This window comes from Amycolatopsis sp. lyj-112, from assembly GCF_046549055.1.
GTDB lineage: Bacteria > Actinomycetota > Actinomycetes > Mycobacteriales > Pseudonocardiaceae > Amycolatopsis.
Genome location: NZ_JAJPWS010000002.1, coordinates 257757 through 273910 on the forward strand (window position 1 = coordinate 257757; position 16154 = coordinate 273910).

A 16154-nucleotide genomic window follows, 5' to 3' on the forward strand; every position below is an offset into this window, starting at 1 on the left:
CTATCTGTGGTAAGGTTGCGGTTCCCCAGATACCCCCGGAACCGGCCAGCGATTTACTGATTGCCATTGCGTACTTCGCAAGGGCTCGTAAATCCTGTAACCGGTGTTATCCGAGGGCATCTCAGTGCGTGCTCATTACCCTTTGCGGTTGAATCGAGACACTGGGTAGAAGCGCATTTCCTGATATTCCGCTTCGCCGGGCGGCGCGACATGCTGGCTTTGATCGGCGAACTCGGGGAGTGTCCATGCGAACAGCGCACCGAACTTGTCCACTTTGTGAAGCCGCCTGCGGTCTTCGGCTGGAGCTCGACGATTCCGGGCTGGTCTCGTCCATCCGCGGTGACGACAAGGACCCGTTCTCGCAGGGTTTCCTGTGTCCCAAGGGCGCCACTCTCGGTGCGCTCGACGAAGATCCGGACCGCTTGCGCGTTCCGAAAGTCCGTGAGAACGGCCAGTGGCGCGACGCGGATTGGGACGAGGCGTTCCGGCTGGTCGACGAGGGTTTCAAGAAGGTCGTCGAAGCCCATGGCCGGGACGCGGTCGCGGTGTACTTCGGCAACCCGACCTTCCACACGATGGCCGGGTTCGCCTATCGCCGTCCGCTGACCGAGTCTCTGGGCACCCGGAACGTGTTCTCCGCCGCCACCATCGACCAGATGCCGAAGCACGTCTCGTCCGGGATGCTGTTCGGCGACCCGATGGCGGTCGCCGTCCCCGACCTCGACCGCACGGACTATCTGCTGGTGCTGGGCGCGAACCCGGTGGAGTCCAACGGTTCCCTGTGCGTCGCCCCCGATTTCCCCAAGCGGCTCAAAGATTTACGCGCCCGTGGCGGGAAGCTGGTCGTCGTCGACCCGCGCCGGACCAGGACGGCCGCGCTCGCCGACGAGCATCTGTTCATCCGGCCCGGCACCGACGTCTGCCTGTTGTTCGGCATCGTCCACACGCTGTTCGCCGAGAACCTCACCACGATCGGCGTCGACGTCGAAGGTCTGGCGGAACTGCGAAGCGTCGCCGAGGAGTTCACGCCCGCCGCGGTCGAGCGGGTGTGCGGAGTCCCGGCCGAGCAGATCGAGCGCCTGGCGCGTGAGCTCGCGGCCGCGCCCACCGCCGTCGTCTACGGCCGAATCGGTACCTGCACGGTCGAATTCGGCACGCTGGGCTCGTGGCTCGTGGACGTGATCAACATTCTCACCGGCAACTTCGACAGCGCGGGCGGCGCGATGTTCACCAAGACCGCCGCTCTCGAGATCTTCCGTACCGGACAGCCCTACACGCAGGGGAACTGGCGAAGCCGGGTGCGCGGGCTTCCCGAGGCGCTCGGCGAGATTCCGGTGGCGACGCTGGCCGACGAGATCGAGACACCGGGCGAAGGACAGGTCAGGGCCTTGGTCACGGTGGCCGGCAACCCTGTGCTGTCGGCACCCAACGGGCCCCGGCTGGACCGGGCCTTGGGCGAGCTCGACTTCATGGTGTGCGTCGATCCTTATCTGAACGAGACGACCAAGCACGCCGACGTCATCCTGCCGCCGCCGCGCATGCTGCAGATGCCGCACTACGACTTCCTGGTGCAGATCATCATGGTGCGCAACTACACCAGGTTCTCCCCGCAGATCCTGCCGCTGGAGCCGGATCAGCGCTCCGAGGCGGAGATCATGGCGCGGCTGATCCTGATCGCGTCCGGTGCCGGCGCCCAGGCTCCGCCCGAAATGCTAGACGACATGATCCTCGACCAGATTCTGCGCGGGGCGACCGAAGCGCCCGGTTCGCCGTTCGAGGGGCGCGACGTCGCCGAGATGCGGGCGGGCCTCGAAGGTGACAGCGGACCCGAACTGCTGCTGGACGCGCTGCTCAAACTCGGTCCTTATGGCCTTTCGCTGGCGGATTTGCGAGCGGCGCCGCACGGCATCGACCTCGGTCCGCTGGAGCCGCGGTTGAAGGAACTGCTCACCACCGAGTCCGGCCGGGTGGAACTGGCGCCCGCCGCGCTGATCAAGGACGTCGAGCGGTTGCGGCGGCGGATGGCCGACCCGCCGCCCAAGACCGTCCTCATTGGACGAAGGCACCTCAGGTCCAACAACAGCTGGTCGCACAACGTGCCCGCGCTCGTCGGCGGGAGCAACCGGTGCACCCTGCAGGTCAATCCGCTCGATGTGACCGAATTCGGCCTCGGGGACCAAGTCATCGTCTCTTCGGCCGCGGGTGAGCTCACCGTTCCCGTCGAGCCGACGGACACGATCATGCCCGGCGTCGTGAGCCTGCCGCACGGTTGGGGCCACGCCGGCTCCGAACAGGCCGTCGCGGCTGCACATCCCGGGGTCAACGCCAATACGCTCACCGACGAAACAGTCGTCGATGTCCCCTCGGGGAACGCGGTCTTCAACGGTGTCGCGGTCACCTTGACTCCCGTGGCGGAACCCGGCTGACGCGATAACCCCGAAAGTCCGCGAAGGCCTCCTTCCCTACTTTGAGAGTAGGGAAGGAGGCCTTCGCGTATTTGGGCTCTTTATGCGTCGAGGTAGCCTTCGATGTCCAGGGAGACCTCGACCTTGTCACCGATGACGATCTTGCCGTCGTCGGCGAGGCCGAAGTTGATCCCGAAGTCCGAGCGCTTGATCGTGGCCTTGCCCGAGAAGCCGATGCGGGTCTCGCCCTGGATGCCCGTGGGGTCGATGCCCAGGAACTCGAGTTCGATGTCGACCGGCCGGGTGGTCTCGGCGATGGTGATATCGCCGCTGAGCACCCAGTTCTCGCCGTCTCGCCGCAATCCGGTGGACGCGAACCGCATGTTCGGGTTCTCTTCGGCCTTGAAGATTTCGGCCGAGCGCAGGTGGTCGTCACGCATGGTGACGCCGGTCTCCACCGACGCCATTTCGATGGCGGCGGTGACGGACGACTGGGCGGGGTCGTCCTTCGTCACGATCTGCACGGTGAATTCGGTGAACCGGCCCCGCACCTTGCTCATCAGATGACGCACGGAAAAGCCGACAACCGAGTGGAAGGCATCGACGGTCCAGGTGCCGGCGATCCACCCCGGGATCGTGGCGTCGCCCACCGGGTCGGCTGTGGTCTCGCTCATGGGTTCCCCTTTTTCGTCCTTGTTGGCATACCTGACATTCGACGATGGCACAGGTCGCCCCTGAAATCACCTTCACTCGTGCGCTGTTAGCCCAACGGCACCAATGAAAACAGCCCGGTGGTCGCGCGTCATGCGCGACCACCGGGCCAGGGTGAATTCGTAGCGGTGACCTATTCGGCGACGGCGCTGGTGGCCTTCTCCGGTGTTCCCGGTGCTCCAGCCTCACCCGCGACGTCCGGTGATTCCGGTGCTTCCTCTTCGGCCGCACCGGTCGGCGGGACCTTGCGCAGCACCGTCAGCGCGACGCCCACGAGGAGAACGGCGATAGCCGCGGACACACCGGCGACCGAGTTCAAGGCCGTGGTGAAGGCGCTCTGGGCGTTCGCCAGCAGCTGTCCTCCGATGTCGGCGGGCAACCCCTGGGCCGCGGCCACGGCACCGGTGATGTTCTCGGCTGCCGTTTCCGCCGCCCCGGCGGGAACGCCGTCGGGAACCTCCAGCAGGCCGGCGTACACCGCAGTGCCCACGCTGCCGATGATGGCGATGCCCAGCGCGACACCGAGTTCGCCGCCCGTCTCCGACAATCCTGCCGCGGACCCGGCCTTCTCCGGCGGGACGACACCCATCACCAGCCCGGCGGTCAGCGACGCGAAGGTGCCAGCACCCAGCGAAACGATGGCCACACCGATGATCGGGATCGCGATTCCGGAGTCCGGGCTGGTCGTGGTGAGCATGAGGAACCCGACCGCGCTGATCGTCAGGCCACCCGCGAGGACGAGGGCGGGCCGCACGGTCTTCGCGATACTCGGTCCGGACATGCTGCCGACGACCATCGCCACGGCCGAAATCACCATCCACAGACCGGTCTCCCAGGGGGAGTACCCCTTGACCATCTGCAGGAACAGCGTGAAGAACAGGGAAAGCCCCGCCATCATGACCGAACCCAAGGTCATGATCCCGATCGCGCCACTGAACGCTGGGCGGCTGAACAACTTCAGGTCGAACAAGGGGTCGGGCCGATTGCGTTGGCGCTGGACGAACAGCACGCCGAAGACGATCCCGGCGACGAGCACCAGCACCGGCACCAGTTCCCACCCGTTGCTGGCCAGCTGCTTGAGGCCGTAGATGACCGGCAGGATGGCGGCCATCGACAGCACCACGCTGACCAGATCCAGTTTGCCGCTGTCCGGGTCGCGGAACTCGGGCAACAGGATCGGCCCGGTCACCACCAACAGGAGCATGACCGGGACGTTCAGCAGGAACACCGAACCCCACCAGAAGCTCGTCAGCATCGCGCCACCCACGATGGGGCCGAGCGCGGCGCCGCCCATGAAGCAGCTGATGAACACCGCGATGGCGGTGCCCTGCTGTTTGGGGTCGGGGAACATGTTCGTGATGAGCGCGAAGGCCGAGGGCATGATGGTCGCGCCGGCGATTCCGAGCAGAGCCCTTGAAACGATCAGCATTTCGGGGCTCGTCGAGAAGGCGACCAGCACGGACAGCAGGCCGAAGGCGGCCCCGCCGATCAGCAGCAGCTTGCGCCGGCCGATGCGGTCTCCGAGGCTGCCCATCGTCACCAGCAGGCCGGCGATCATGAACCCGTAGATGTCGATGATCCACAGCTGCTCGGTGCTGCTGGTGCCGAGATCCGCGCTCAGGTTGGGCAGGGCGAGAATCAAGACCGTCATGTCCACTGACAGCAGCAGAGTGGGCAGGGCCAGCACTGCCAGCCCCAGCCAGCTGCGCGGGCCGGCTCTCTGGTCGGCGGCGAGTTGGGCGTTGCCATCCATCGGCTGCTCCTTTTTCCGAGTCATGGCTGCGGGCGTGAGAGTACGCGATAATCGCGTAGGGGATGAAGGCTGGCACGGTGCTCGATGAACCGTCATCTTCCATTGTGCTCAAAGCCCACCCAAGTGGGCGACACTCTTGCTCTCGGCGGCGAGTTTCGCTAGGGCGACCGTCAGATTCTCGTTCTGTTTCGGTGCCACTTCCGACGAATCATGGGTCACCACGAAATCGGCACCTGGAATTCGTAAATGTCGACGACCGAGCGCTTTAGCGCTTTCCGGAGAGAACCTGCTCGCGCGTGAAATGAGGCATGACTGTTCTTGTGTGCGGCATGTGGGACGGCCGCAAGCGTGGAGATGCGACCGCTGACAGCGGCGACCAGCATGAAATCCGACAGGTGCCCGGCAGCGCGATTCGGCCTCGCGACGGCCGACGTCCGACGTCCACAGGCGAATCGACAGGAGACACGATGACGACGAACGGGATCGACCGCGCGGTACCCGGCCCGGAGGCCACGATGCGCGAAGTGTGGATCGCCTTGGCTGCGGAGGTGATCGGGTGCTCGGTCGAGACCGTCCGGGACGAGGCTGACGAAGAGTCGTTCATCGATCTGGGTGGCACCTCGTTGCGTGCGGCCGATTTCCTGGCCAGGGTCGAGCGCCAGCTGGGCATTTCAGTGCCCCTGCGTGCCCTGCGCGGACCGGTACCTCTCGCGCAGGCGATGGCCCAGGCGACCGAATACCGGCCGATCGCACCGGCCACCGCACCCTCGACGTCGCCGTCGCGGCCGGTGTCGCCCGGTCAAGAGGACACGATGCGCGAAGAGTGGATCGCCTTGGCTGCGGAGGTGATCGGGTGCTCGGTCGAGACCGTCCGGGACGAGGCTGACGAAGAGTCGTTCATCGATCTGGGCGGCACCTCGTTGCGTGCGGCCGATTTCCTGGCCAGGGTCGAGCGCCAGCTGGGCATTTCAGTGCCCCTGCGTGCCCTGCGCGGGTCGATACCCCTCGCGCAGGCGATGGCTCAGGCGACCGACTACCGGCCGACGCTCACCGGCGCGTCGGCGACCACCGAGTACCGGCCGATGCTGCCCAGCCAAGAGGGCATGCTCATGGCCGACGGCCTGTTCGGCGGCCGCGGTGTGCACGTGCTGTTCACCGCCGAGAGTTCCACCCCGTTCGACCCCGACCGGCTGCGGGCCGCGCTGGCCGACCTGACCCGGAACCACGAGGCACTGCGTACCTTCTTCGCCAACACCGACACCGGTTTCGCCAGGCGGGTACTGGACTCCTGGGAGCCGCGGCTGCTGGAGCAGCGGCTCAGCCCGCCGCCCGGGATGAACCCGGTGGAGGTCGTGCACAACCAGCTCGGCGAGGCCAGCCCCGGCCTGCTCTCGTCGTTCACCGAGCCGCCCGTGCTGTTCGTGCACACCAAGGTCGACGGCGGACCGGACCTGCTTTCGATAGTGCTGCATCACGCGCTCCTCGACGGCTGGGCGCTGGCCCGGTTCTGGCATTTGTTCGCCCGCGCGTACGTCGACGGCTCCACCGAGCCCGGTCTGTCGCCGGACCTGATCGGGTCCCGGTTCCAGGAGCTCACCGACAGCGGCAGGCTCAACGAGCTGAAGGGCACCGTGCTCGAGTACCTCTCCGGCCTGTCCGACGTCGTCAAGCTGCCCGTCGACCGGGTCCGACCGGAGGTCCAGGACGTCACCGGGGTACGGCTGCCGTTCTCGATCAGCTCCGAGCTGCGGGACAAGGTCATGACGACGGCGCGCCGGCTCGGGGTGACCCACACCGTCGTGCTCTTCACCGCTTGGGCCGTCGTGGTGGCGCGGCGTACCGGGCTCAAGGACCTCGCCATCGGGGTCGGCATGTCCGGCCGTCAGACCGCGGAGATGCTCGAAGTCCTCGGGCTGTGCGTGCGCATCGTGCCGATCCGATGCCGGCTCGACGACGACCAGACCGTCGACGAGCTGCTGAGCGCCGCCGGCGCCGGCTGGGCCGAGGCCGCCGAACGGGACGAGTTCCCGCTGGAGCAGATCATCCCGGACCTCGGCGAGGACTACGTCCCCGATGGGCTGCCGATGGTCCAGGCCGTGTTCGAGGCACACGACGAGCTCGTGGGCGAGCCGGTGCGGGCGGGCGAGCTGGAGCTGACCCTGCACGAGGGGTACTGCGGCGCCTCGATGATGGAGACCACCTTCTTCGTTGCCGCTTGGGGCGAGCGGCCGGTGCTGCGGCTGGAGTACCAGCCGGCGGTGTTCGGCCCCGGCGAGGCGGCCGACATCGTCGAGGGATTCACGGCGGCACTGGAAGGGCTCGTCACGGACTCGGAGGCACCGGTGTCGTCGGTGCTGGCCATCTCGCCGCGTCAGCGGGAGCGGCTGCTCGCGCTGTCCGACGGGCCCGCCGTCGACTGCGAGGCCGGGCTGTGGCAGTCGTTCCAGGAGACGGCCGAGCGATACCCGGACGCGATCGCGGTCGAGACGTTGACCTACGCCGACCTGCTCGCCGCCGTACGTACCCACGCGGCCGCGCTCACCGATGTCGGCCCGGGTGACCGGGTCGTCCTCTCCGTGCCGCGCGGCGTCGCCGAGGTCGTGGCCGTGCTCGCGGTTCTGCACCGTGGTGCGGCGTACGTCGCTGTCGACGCGGCCGCACCGCAGGAATACGTCTCCGAGATCCTGCAGCAGGTCTCCCCACGCCTGGTCATCGGCTCGCCCGAAGTGGCCGAGCTGGCCGGCTGCCCGCTGGTTCCACTGTGGACACCGGCCGACCCGATGGTCCCCGGACCGAAACCGGCTCCGGCCGACCCGGACAGGACCGCGTACATCACCTTCACGTCCGGCTCGACCGGCCGGCCCAAGGGCGTGATCGCGTCGCATCGCGCGGTCGTGCGGCTGGTCCGCGACTCCGGATACATCCGGCGCGGCCCGGGCGAGCGGCTCCTGCGTCTCGCGCCGCTGGCGTTCGACGGCTCCACGGTGGAACTGTTCGTGCCGCTGCTGTCCGGCGCCGCCGTCCAGGTCTTCCCGGACGGGCCGGTCGGTACCACCGAACTGGCCCAGTTCCTCGTCGACCGCCGGGTGAGCGTGCTGTTCCTGACCGTCGGGCTGTTCCGGCTCGTGGCCGAGCACCGGCCCGAGGGATTCGCGTACGTACGACAGGTGCTCACCGGCGGCGACGTGGTCCCGTCGGCTCAGGTACGGCAACTGCTCGACCGATACCCCGAGCTGCGGGTCAGCAACGTGTACGGACCGACCGAGTGCACCGCGTTCACCACGTTCCACCACATGGACTCGGTGGCCGCGGTGAGCGACCCGCTGCCGATCGGCAAGCCGATCCCGGGCACCCGGGTGTTCGTGCTCGACGAAGACGGCAATCTGGTTCCGCCGGGCGCGGCCGGTGAACTGTGCGTCGGCGGCCCCGCTCTCGCCGACGGCTACCTCGACGCACCCGACGAGACCGCCCGCGCGTTCGGGTGGCGCGCGCCGGACACCGGTGAGCGCCTGTACCGCACCGGGGATCTGGTGCGGTGGGACGGGCGCGGGCGACTGGCGTTCCTCGGCAGGCGCGACCACCAGATCAAGGTGAGCGGGTTCCGGATCGAGCCGGCCGCGGTGGCGCGGCGCCTGAACGAGCACCCGAAGGTCCGCGACGTGGTCGTGACCGGCACCGGAACCGGCACCGAACGGCGGCTGCTCGCCGGCGTCATCGTCACCGACCCGTCCGTGTCCGTCGCCGAACTGCGGGCCTGGGTCGGCGAAACGCTGCCGTCCTGGTCGGTGCCCGAGCTGTGGTCGCTCGGCGACGCGTTCCCCTTGACCCCCAACGCGAAGGTGGACCTGCAGGCCCTCGCCACCCGCGCGGCCGCATAGGCGGACGAGCAATTCCGCAGGAAACAGCGCAATTCAGCGTCCACCGCATCATGGATTGGTGAGAGATGACAGACAAATCATCCGTTTCGCAGTTGTCCGCCGGTCAGGTCGACGAGATCGAAGCCGTCGTCACCTCGCATCCGCAGGTGCACAGTGCGGTGGTGGTCACCCGCGAGGACCGCGCCGGGAATCGCCGCCTGGTGAGCTATGTCGTCCCGGCGGACAATGTGCCGCAAGATGATTCCGAGCCCGCCGACAACACCAAGGTCGGCGATCTGGTCGCGCAATGGCGCCGGTTGTACGACGACATGTACACCGATACGGAATTCGTCCCCGACACCCACTTCGGCGCGCTCGAAGCGGACTTCAGCGGCTGGAACAGCAGCTATACCGGGACGAAGATCCCCGTCGAGGACATGCGGCAGTGGCGGGCGTCCACGGTGGCCCGGATCCGGGCGCTGAAGCCTTCCCGGGTGCTCGAGATCGGTGTCGGCTCGGGATTGCTGATGTCGCACCTGGCCGATGACTGCGAAGAGTACCGGGGCACGGACTTGTCGCCGGTGACCATCTCGAATCTGCGGGACCGGGTGAAGCAGGCGAATGTGCCCTGGGGCGACCGGGTCCACCTGCGGGTGGCCGAAGGCACCGATACCACCGGAATGCCCGATGAGTACTTCGACACGGTGATCATCAACTCGGTGGTGCAGGCCTTCCCGGGGCACACGTACATGCGCCGGGTGATCGAGCAGGGGATGCGGGTGCTGGCGCCGGGCGGCTCGTTCTACATCGGCGACGTCCGGAACCTGAGCCTGCTCGAAGAGTTCCGCACCGCGGTGCAGCTCGCGCGGACCCCGTCCGCGGACGCGGCGAAGGTGCGCACACGGGTGCGCCGCGCGGTGGCGGCCGAGCAGGAATTGCTGCTCTCCCCGGAGTATTTCCTGGCTTCGGCGAAGGAACTGCCCGATATCGCGGGGATCGACATCCAGCTCAAGCGTTCCACCGTGATCAACGAGATGACCAGGTACCGCTACGACGTGGTGCTGCACAAGGCGCCGGCCCGGGCGCACTCGCTCGCCGCCGTGCCCCGCGTCGTGTTCGCCGATCTGGCGGCTCGCGACCTCGAGCAGTTCGGCGGCCACCTCGAGCGGATCCTGGGTGGGCGGCCTGGCGCGAGCCTGCGCGTCACGGACATCCCGCACGGCGGCCTGGCCGCCGAAGTCGCCGCGGCACAGAGCATCCGGAGCGGGCATCCGGTCCCGATCGTGGCCGCGCCGGGCGGCGGCGAGCGGACCGACGTGGGATGGCTTCCGGAAGATCTGCACCTTCTCGCTGAGCGTCTCGGCCTGACCGTCGTGGTGACCTGGTCGGCGACGCCGGACCGCATGGACGCGGTCTTCCTCGGTCCTGAGGCCATTCCGGCGACGGACACGGGCAAGCGCGTGCTGACCGACGTGTACGAGGCGCAGGAGCCGGTGGGCCCGTCGTCCCGGTACGCGAACTATCCGAAGGCGTCGCTCTTGGCCGCCGAGGTGCGCCGGTTCGTCGGCGAGCAGGTCGCCGGCGACCTGGTTCCCGCCGAGGTCGTCATCGTCGACGAAATCCCGCTGACGGCGGACGGCGAGCTCGACCACGCGGCGCTGCCCGTGCCGCAATTCGCCGCCTGACCCCACGAACAGAATCGCGCCCGGCGACATCGTCGCCGGGCGCGATTCTGTTCGTGTGGCGTCAGGCAAAGGAAGTAGTGAAGGCCTCCTTCCCTACCCTCAAGGTAGGCAAGGAGGCCTTCACGTCCCGTCTGGAGTGTCAGGCGGCGCTTCGGCGCGTACGCTGCCCGACGGCTTCGACGAGCTCCCCTGCCACCTGGCGCACCTCGTCGTCGGTGAGCGTTTGATGCAGCGGGAGAAGCAGCAGGGTGGCCGCGGCCTCGTCCGTTCCCGGCAGGTGGGTCTCCACACCGTAGATCGGCACCTCGTGCAGCGGCGGATAGCGGAACGTGGTGTAGATACCGCGGCTCAGCAGGTCCTCGGCCACGAGATCGCGAATGTCCGCGTCGAGCCGCACCCAGTAGAAGTAGTTGGTCGAGACGTGGCCGTCCGGCAACCGAGGCGGGAGCACGATGCCCTCGGTATCGGCGAGCAACCGGTCGTACATCGCGATGATCTCGCCGCGCCGCTCGATGAACTCGGGCAGACGGCGGAGCTGGACGCGGCCGATGGCGGCGGTGACGTCGTTGCCGATCAGCCGCCGTCCGAGATCATGGATGTCCAGATCCCACCAGCGGTGCGGTTCCTTCGACATGGTGGCGAAAGCGCCTCGATCCTCCATGCCGTGGTAGGCGAGGCGGTGGGCCCTGCGCGCGAGTTCGGGGTCCCGCACGTAGATCATGCCGCCGTCACCGGTGGTGATGATCTTGCGCGAGTCGAAACTCCAGACCGCGATGTCACCGAAGGATCCGCAGGCCTTGCCGTCCACCTTCGAGCCGATCGAACAGGCGGCGTCCTCGATCAAGGTGATCCCGCGGTCCCTGCACAGTTCGGTGATACCGACGATGTCGCCCGGATGGCCGCCGTAGTGCAGCACGGTCACCGCCTTCGTCCGCGGGGTCAGCACGGCCTCGATGTCGGCGACGGAAGGATTCATCGTGTGGGGGTCGACGTCGAAGAAAACGGGGCGGGCACCGCTGGAGACGATGGAATTCGCGTTGGCCACGAAACTCACCGAGGGCAGGACGACCTCGTCACCGGGCCCGCACTCCAGCAACTCCATCGTCAGATGGAGACCTGACGTGGCGGAATTGATGAAGAGCACCGACTCGGCCGGCACGCCGAGATGTTCGGCGAATTCCTTCTCGAATGCCTTTGTCCGCTGTCCGTACCCCAGCCAGTTGCTGTCGAACACCTCTCCCACGGCCGCGAGCTCTTCGGCACCGACGCTCGGCTGGAACATGTGGATCATCGGGCGTCCTTTCACACGAACGGTTTCGCGTCAGCGTGACACAGCGGACACCCGGCCGACTTCCTCGATTATGCCGTGGTGCTCTGGTCGAACAGGTGAACAGGATTGCCGGCCGGGTCCAGGAAGGTCGCGCCCTTGCCGCCCGGCATCTCGAGCTCGCCCTGCCAGTCGAGTTCCGGGTGTGACTGCCGGAAGGCATCCACGTTGTCGACGGCGTAGAAACCGCCGGCTCCCCATCGCGGCCCGGTGTCCGGCGGCACATCGAGCATCAGCTCGACCTCCGAACCCGGGAGCTGGAACGCGACGGTCGACTCGCCCTCCCTCCAGGACTCGTCGAATCCGAGCGTGTCGCGATAGAAGGCGACCGACTCCTTGAGGTCTTTTACCGGCTGGTACAGGAATGTCAGCTTCATGCGAACAAACCGTAAACCGATTATGTGATGCCGTCAACCAGTTATGCTGACCCCATGCGCGAATGGATCCCGATCCCCGGCTCGGTCAAGGCCCGGCTCATCGAGGCGGCCATCCATCAGTTCGAACTCGACGGCTACGAGGCCGTCAACGTCGTCGACCTGGCAGGCAAAGCGAGCGTCACCACCGGCGCGCTGTACCACCATTTCGGCTCGAAGCTCGGCCTGTACCTGACCGTCCGCGAAGACATGGAGAAGCGGATCGTCGAACGCATGGAAGGAGCCGCCGAGGCCGCGGGGAATCGAGGGCGCCCCGCGGTGCACGCCGCGCTCCTGGTGGCCTTCGACGCCGCCGTCCGGTTCACCGTGTGCCGGATCCTGGGCGAGCAGCCACCCGTGGAACGCGAAGACCCGGTCGCCACCGTGCTGCGTCCGCTGCTGACGAAACACAAGGCACCCGCCGCGGAGATACTGGCCGCGACCTGGCGAGCCTCGCTCCTGACCGTCGCCGGCGGCGCCACCTCCGCCGCGGCCCGAGCTTCCCTCGTGTACGTCCTCGACCCCAACAGCTAAGCGCGCCTGCAACTCTTCCGCACCCTCCGCGAATCGGTCCGTGAAGGCCTCCTTGAGGGACTCTGAGTCCCTCAAGGAGGCCTTCACGGACCGTCAGCCGAGGATCGAGGCCAGCAGGCCCGGGTAGCGCTCATCGAGGTCTTCAGTGCGAAGCGAGAGCAAGTTTTCCCGTCCCGCCGGGCGTTGCCAGATCACGCCGGAGTCCCTGAGTACCCGCCAGTGATGGGTCAGGGTCGATTTCGACATCGTGGCGTCGAGATCCGCGCCGACGGTTCCGCAGGCTTGCTCGCCGCGCTGGGCGAGGATGCGAATGATGTTGAGGCGGATGGGGTTGCCCAGCGCGGCGAGGACGTTCTCCAGTCGAATCTGGTCACGTTCGGGGTGCTGGGCGATCATGCCGAAAGTGTAGACGATTGTGCGGACGAACGCGCACTATCGTACGGTCGCCACTCGACTACAGTACGTCAACTCACGAACCGATCACGCGTCCAGGTTCCTCTTTGGCCGATAGTACGTTAAGTTTCGTACAGTCGTACGTCTGTCGACCTGAACTTGGAGTCGCGTGCCATGTCGTCACCACCTACGTCCGTAGCGTCGGGCCACCGTTCGCTCGGCTGGACCCTGGCGCTGCTCGCGCTGGCTCAGCTGATCTTTTCCCTCGACCTCAACATCGTGTTCGTCGCGCTCCCCGAGATCGGCGCGGACCTGGGCTTTTCCGGTCAGACCCTGCAGTGGGTCGTCGGGGCCTATGCCGTCTTCGCGGGGGGTTTCCTGCTGTTCGGTGGCCGGGCAGCGGATCTGTTCGGGCGCCGCCGGGTCTTCGTGATCGCGTTGACGCTCTATGCGCTGTCTTCGCTCGCGGGTGGTCTGGCCACCAACCCGGAGATGATCATCGTCGCCCGCGCGGTCCAGGGCATCGGCGGCGCGCTGCTGCTGCCGTCCACGTTGTCCCTGATCAACACGCTTTTCGAAGAGGGTCCTCGCCGGAACAAGGCACTCGCCGTCTGGGGTGGCGCCGGGGCGAGCGGTCTCACCGTCGGAGCGCTGCTGGGTGGTCTGCTCACCGAAGGGTTCGGCTGGCCCGCCGTCTTCTATGTCAACGTCCCGCTCGCGGCGATCGTGGCCCTCGCCGCGCTGTACTTCATTCCGCGCGACGAGCGCCGGACGGAATCCCGCAAGTTCGACTTCCCCGGCGCGCTGACGGTGACCGTGGGCGCGACGCTGCTGGTGTATGTCCTGGTACAGGGCCCCGAGGACGGCTGGAGTTCCCCCGGCATCATCATTTCGGCCGTTCTGGCGGTCGCCTTGCTGATCGCCTTCGCCGTCATCGAGGCGCGCAGTTCGGACCCGCTGATGCCGCTGCGGCTGTTCAACAACCGCAGTCTCGTAGTGGGTATCTCGGTCACCTTCATCTATATGGGGACCTTCGGCGCGCTGCCGTACTTCCTGACGACGCTCTTCCAGGGTGTCCACCGGTTCTCCGCACTGGAAACCGGACTGGCGTTCCTGGTCCCGTCGCTGGCCATCGCGACCGGTACCCAGCTCGGTGGGCGGATCGCGACCCGGCTGGGGGTCCGTCCGACGTTGTGGATCGGCTTCGGTATCGGCATCGTCGGCACCGCGGCGCTGGCCATCGGGTTCGACGTCGAGAGTTCCTACCTGGTCGCGGTACCCGGCCTGATCGTGTCCGGTGTGGGCCAAGGGCTCGTGTGGACCGCGATGTTCATCGCCGCGTCTTCCGGTGTGGCACCGGAAGAACAGGGCGTCGCCAACGGTATGGCCACCACGACGCTGAACCTGGGCTACGCGATCGGCCTGGCCATCTTGATCGCCATCGCCAACGCCGGAGTCGGCGGTCTGTCCGGTGAGGAAGCGCGGATCGCCTCGGCCGACGGTGGCTTCATCGCCGTCCTGCTCGCGGCCGCGGGAATGCTGCTGGGATTGCTGATCACTCTCGTCCACCCCAAGGCCTCCGAGCCGTCCACCCCCAGGGACGGCTTGAAGACCGGCGAGAGCGAGCCTGCGACCGCACGAGTCCCGTAGCCGCTTCGGGGGTCGCGGCGGTCCCGGGCCGCCGCGGCCCCACATTCGCTCAGCCACCCGCGACCGCGTCGATCGTGTGGAGAAGCCGCGCGCACCTAACGATGTCGGCGGTGGTGGGTGGTTCCCACGCCGCGATGCCCTGGAGCCGGTCCAGCCAGGCGGAGACGACCGCGGCCGCGTCGGGCGGCGGGTACGACTCGACCTGCCGCCCGGTACCGGTGCTGATCTCGAGCCGCCCGCCGCTCACCGTGCACGATCCGTGGGCGCCGTCGACGTGGACATGCAAGCCGCCAGGACGCGATCTCCATCCACTGTGGAGCGTCACCGGCACACCACCCCAGTCCAGAAGGGCCACTCCCGCGGCCCGATCCTGGCTGGCGGCCACAACGCGAAGCTCAGCACCAGGTCGAAGCCACAGCAACAGATCCAGCAAATGGATCCCGAGGTCAGCGAAGCCGCCGACGCCGCTCTGGCGGGGGTCCAGCATCCACGAGGCCTGCCCGCGGAACCATCCGTCGAGCAGCCCCGGGTGAGAGAAACGGGCATGCACCGACGTCACCGCTCCGAACCGGTCCTCCGCGAGAAGGGTGCGCAGCTCGCGCAACGCGGGCGCACACCGGAGGAACATGGCCGTGGTCACGGGAGCGGCGGCCCCGTCGATCACCGACATGAGCGCGTCCGTGGCTTCGACTGTCGCGGCAAGAGGTTTCTCGACCAGCACGGGTTTCCCGGCGCCGATCGCCGCACGCAACAACCGCGGATGATCCGCGGTCGTCGAGTCGATGATGACGACGTCGGCGCGCGTGAGCACATCGTCGAGGTCGGACGCGGCCGGCTCGAAGACGGCGGCCAGGGCGGCGCGGGGATCGCGCCGGATCGCGTTCCGATGGTCCGCCAGGTGCGGGTGCGCGGTCCCGAGGATCGCGACCCGCACCGCGGTCACCGCGGCTCCGGCCGGGTGAACGACCGGTCGCAGTACACCAAGGGGTCGCCATCACCCACGTGCACGGCGTCGACGAGTCCGATGAGGATGCTGTGATCCCCACCGTCCTGAATGGAATGAGTGGAGCACGACAACCGGGCGACCGCTTGCGGCATCCCGGGCAGTCCGTGCTCGACGGGCACCGCGTCGCCGGCGCTGAAGCGGTCCACACCCGAGGTCGCGAAGCGCGACGCCACGTCTTCTTGGGACCGGCCGAGCACATTGATCAAGAATCTCGGCGAAGTGGTGAACGCCGCATGTGTGCTGGCCTTCTTTCCCAGGCACACCAGCACCAGCGGCGGGTCCAGGGACAGGGAACTGAACGAGGTTCCGGTGAATCCCCAGCGCCGCCCCGACGCGTCCGTTGTGGTCACCACCGTGACCGGGCCTGGGACGCGGGTCATGGCGCGGGCGAAATCTTCCGCGAGAACAGGCATTTCTCCC

At 67.5% G+C, this 16154-nt stretch carries 12 protein-coding genes; 5 read left to right on the forward strand and 7 right to left on the reverse strand.

The window, feature by feature from the left end; genetic code table 11:
• Positions 1 to 245: 245 nt before the first annotated feature.
• Positions 246 to 2426 carry a molybdopterin-dependent oxidoreductase gene (locus ACLJRL_RS08020; RefSeq protein WP_410655431.1) on the forward strand — a complete coding sequence of 727 codons (2181 nt, stop codon included), beginning with the start codon at positions 246 to 248 and terminating at the stop codon, positions 2424 to 2426.
• Between the two features lie 80 nt (positions 2427 to 2506).
• Here ACLJRL_RS08020 and ACLJRL_RS08025 read toward each other — a convergent pair whose 3' ends face one another.
• Together ACLJRL_RS08025 and ACLJRL_RS08030 are read right to left on the reverse strand one after the other, a co-directional pair.
• Entirely contained in the window at positions 2507 to 3079 is a 573-nt protein-coding gene (locus tag ACLJRL_RS08025; protein WP_410655432.1) for a YceI family protein, read from the reverse strand.
• A 170-nt stretch (positions 3080 to 3249) separates the two neighbouring features.
• The gene (locus ACLJRL_RS08030; protein ID WP_410655433.1) at positions 3250 to 4869 is read right to left on the reverse strand and encodes an MFS transporter; all 1620 of its coding nucleotides are present in this window, start codon (positions 4867 to 4869) and stop codon (positions 3250 to 3252) included.
• Positions 4870 to 5336: 467 nt separating this feature from the next.
• On the opposite strand from ACLJRL_RS08030, the gene ACLJRL_RS08035 reads away from it, so the two are divergent.
• A complete protein-coding gene (locus ACLJRL_RS08035) occupies positions 5337 to 8747 on the forward strand; it encodes an amino acid adenylation domain-containing protein (RefSeq protein WP_410655434.1) in 3411 nt (1136 codons plus the stop codon).
• A 65-nt stretch (positions 8748 to 8812) separates the two neighbouring features.
• On the forward strand, positions 8813 to 10411 hold the full coding sequence (locus ACLJRL_RS08040; RefSeq protein WP_410655435.1) for a methyltransferase domain-containing protein: 1599 nt from the start codon (positions 8813 to 8815) through the stop codon (positions 10409 to 10411).
• 139 nt (positions 10412 to 10550) lie between these two features.
• Here ACLJRL_RS08040 and ACLJRL_RS08045 read toward each other — a convergent pair whose 3' ends face one another.
• Both ACLJRL_RS08045 and ACLJRL_RS08050 read right to left on the reverse strand, forming a co-directional pair.
• A complete protein-coding gene (locus ACLJRL_RS08045; RefSeq protein WP_410655436.1) occupies positions 10551 to 11702 on the reverse strand; it encodes a DegT/DnrJ/EryC1/StrS family aminotransferase in 1152 nt (383 codons plus the stop codon).
• 68 nt (positions 11703 to 11770) lie between these two features.
• Positions 11771 to 12115 carry a VOC family protein gene (locus ACLJRL_RS08050; RefSeq protein ID WP_410655437.1) on the reverse strand — a complete coding sequence of 115 codons (345 nt, stop codon included), beginning with the start codon at positions 12113 to 12115 and terminating at the stop codon, positions 11771 to 11773.
• 54 nt (positions 12116 to 12169) lie between these two features.
• Between ACLJRL_RS08050 and ACLJRL_RS08055 the strand changes: the two genes are divergently transcribed.
• The gene (locus ACLJRL_RS08055; protein WP_410655438.1) at positions 12170 to 12685 is read left to right on the forward strand and encodes a TetR/AcrR family transcriptional regulator; all 516 of its coding nucleotides are present in this window, start codon (positions 12170 to 12172) and stop codon (positions 12683 to 12685) included.
• Positions 12686 to 12778: 93 nt separating this feature from the next.
• Here ACLJRL_RS08055 and ACLJRL_RS08060 read toward each other — a convergent pair whose 3' ends face one another.
• Entirely contained in the window at positions 12779 to 13081 is a 303-nt protein-coding gene (locus ACLJRL_RS08060; RefSeq protein ID WP_410655439.1) for an ArsR/SmtB family transcription factor, read from the reverse strand.
• Between the two features lie 171 nt (positions 13082 to 13252).
• Here ACLJRL_RS08060 and ACLJRL_RS08065 point away from each other — a divergent pair, with 171 nt between their 5' ends.
• Positions 13253 to 14728, forward strand: coding sequence for an MFS transporter (locus ACLJRL_RS08065; protein ID WP_410655440.1), 1476 nt, complete (start codon positions 13253 to 13255; stop codon positions 14726 to 14728).
• Positions 14729 to 14777: 49 nt separating this feature from the next.
• Here ACLJRL_RS08065 and ACLJRL_RS08070 read toward each other — a convergent pair whose 3' ends face one another.
• On the reverse strand, positions 14778 to 15671 hold the full coding sequence (locus ACLJRL_RS08070; protein ID WP_410655441.1) for a Gfo/Idh/MocA family protein: 894 nt from the start codon (positions 15669 to 15671) through the stop codon (positions 14778 to 14780).
• Positions 15668 to 16147, reverse strand: coding sequence for a flavin reductase family protein (locus tag ACLJRL_RS08075; protein WP_410655442.1), 480 nt, complete (start codon positions 16145 to 16147; stop codon positions 15668 to 15670). Before ACLJRL_RS08075 ends, ACLJRL_RS08070 begins: the two co-directional genes overlap by 4 nt.
• Positions 16148 to 16154: the final 7 nt, after the last annotated feature.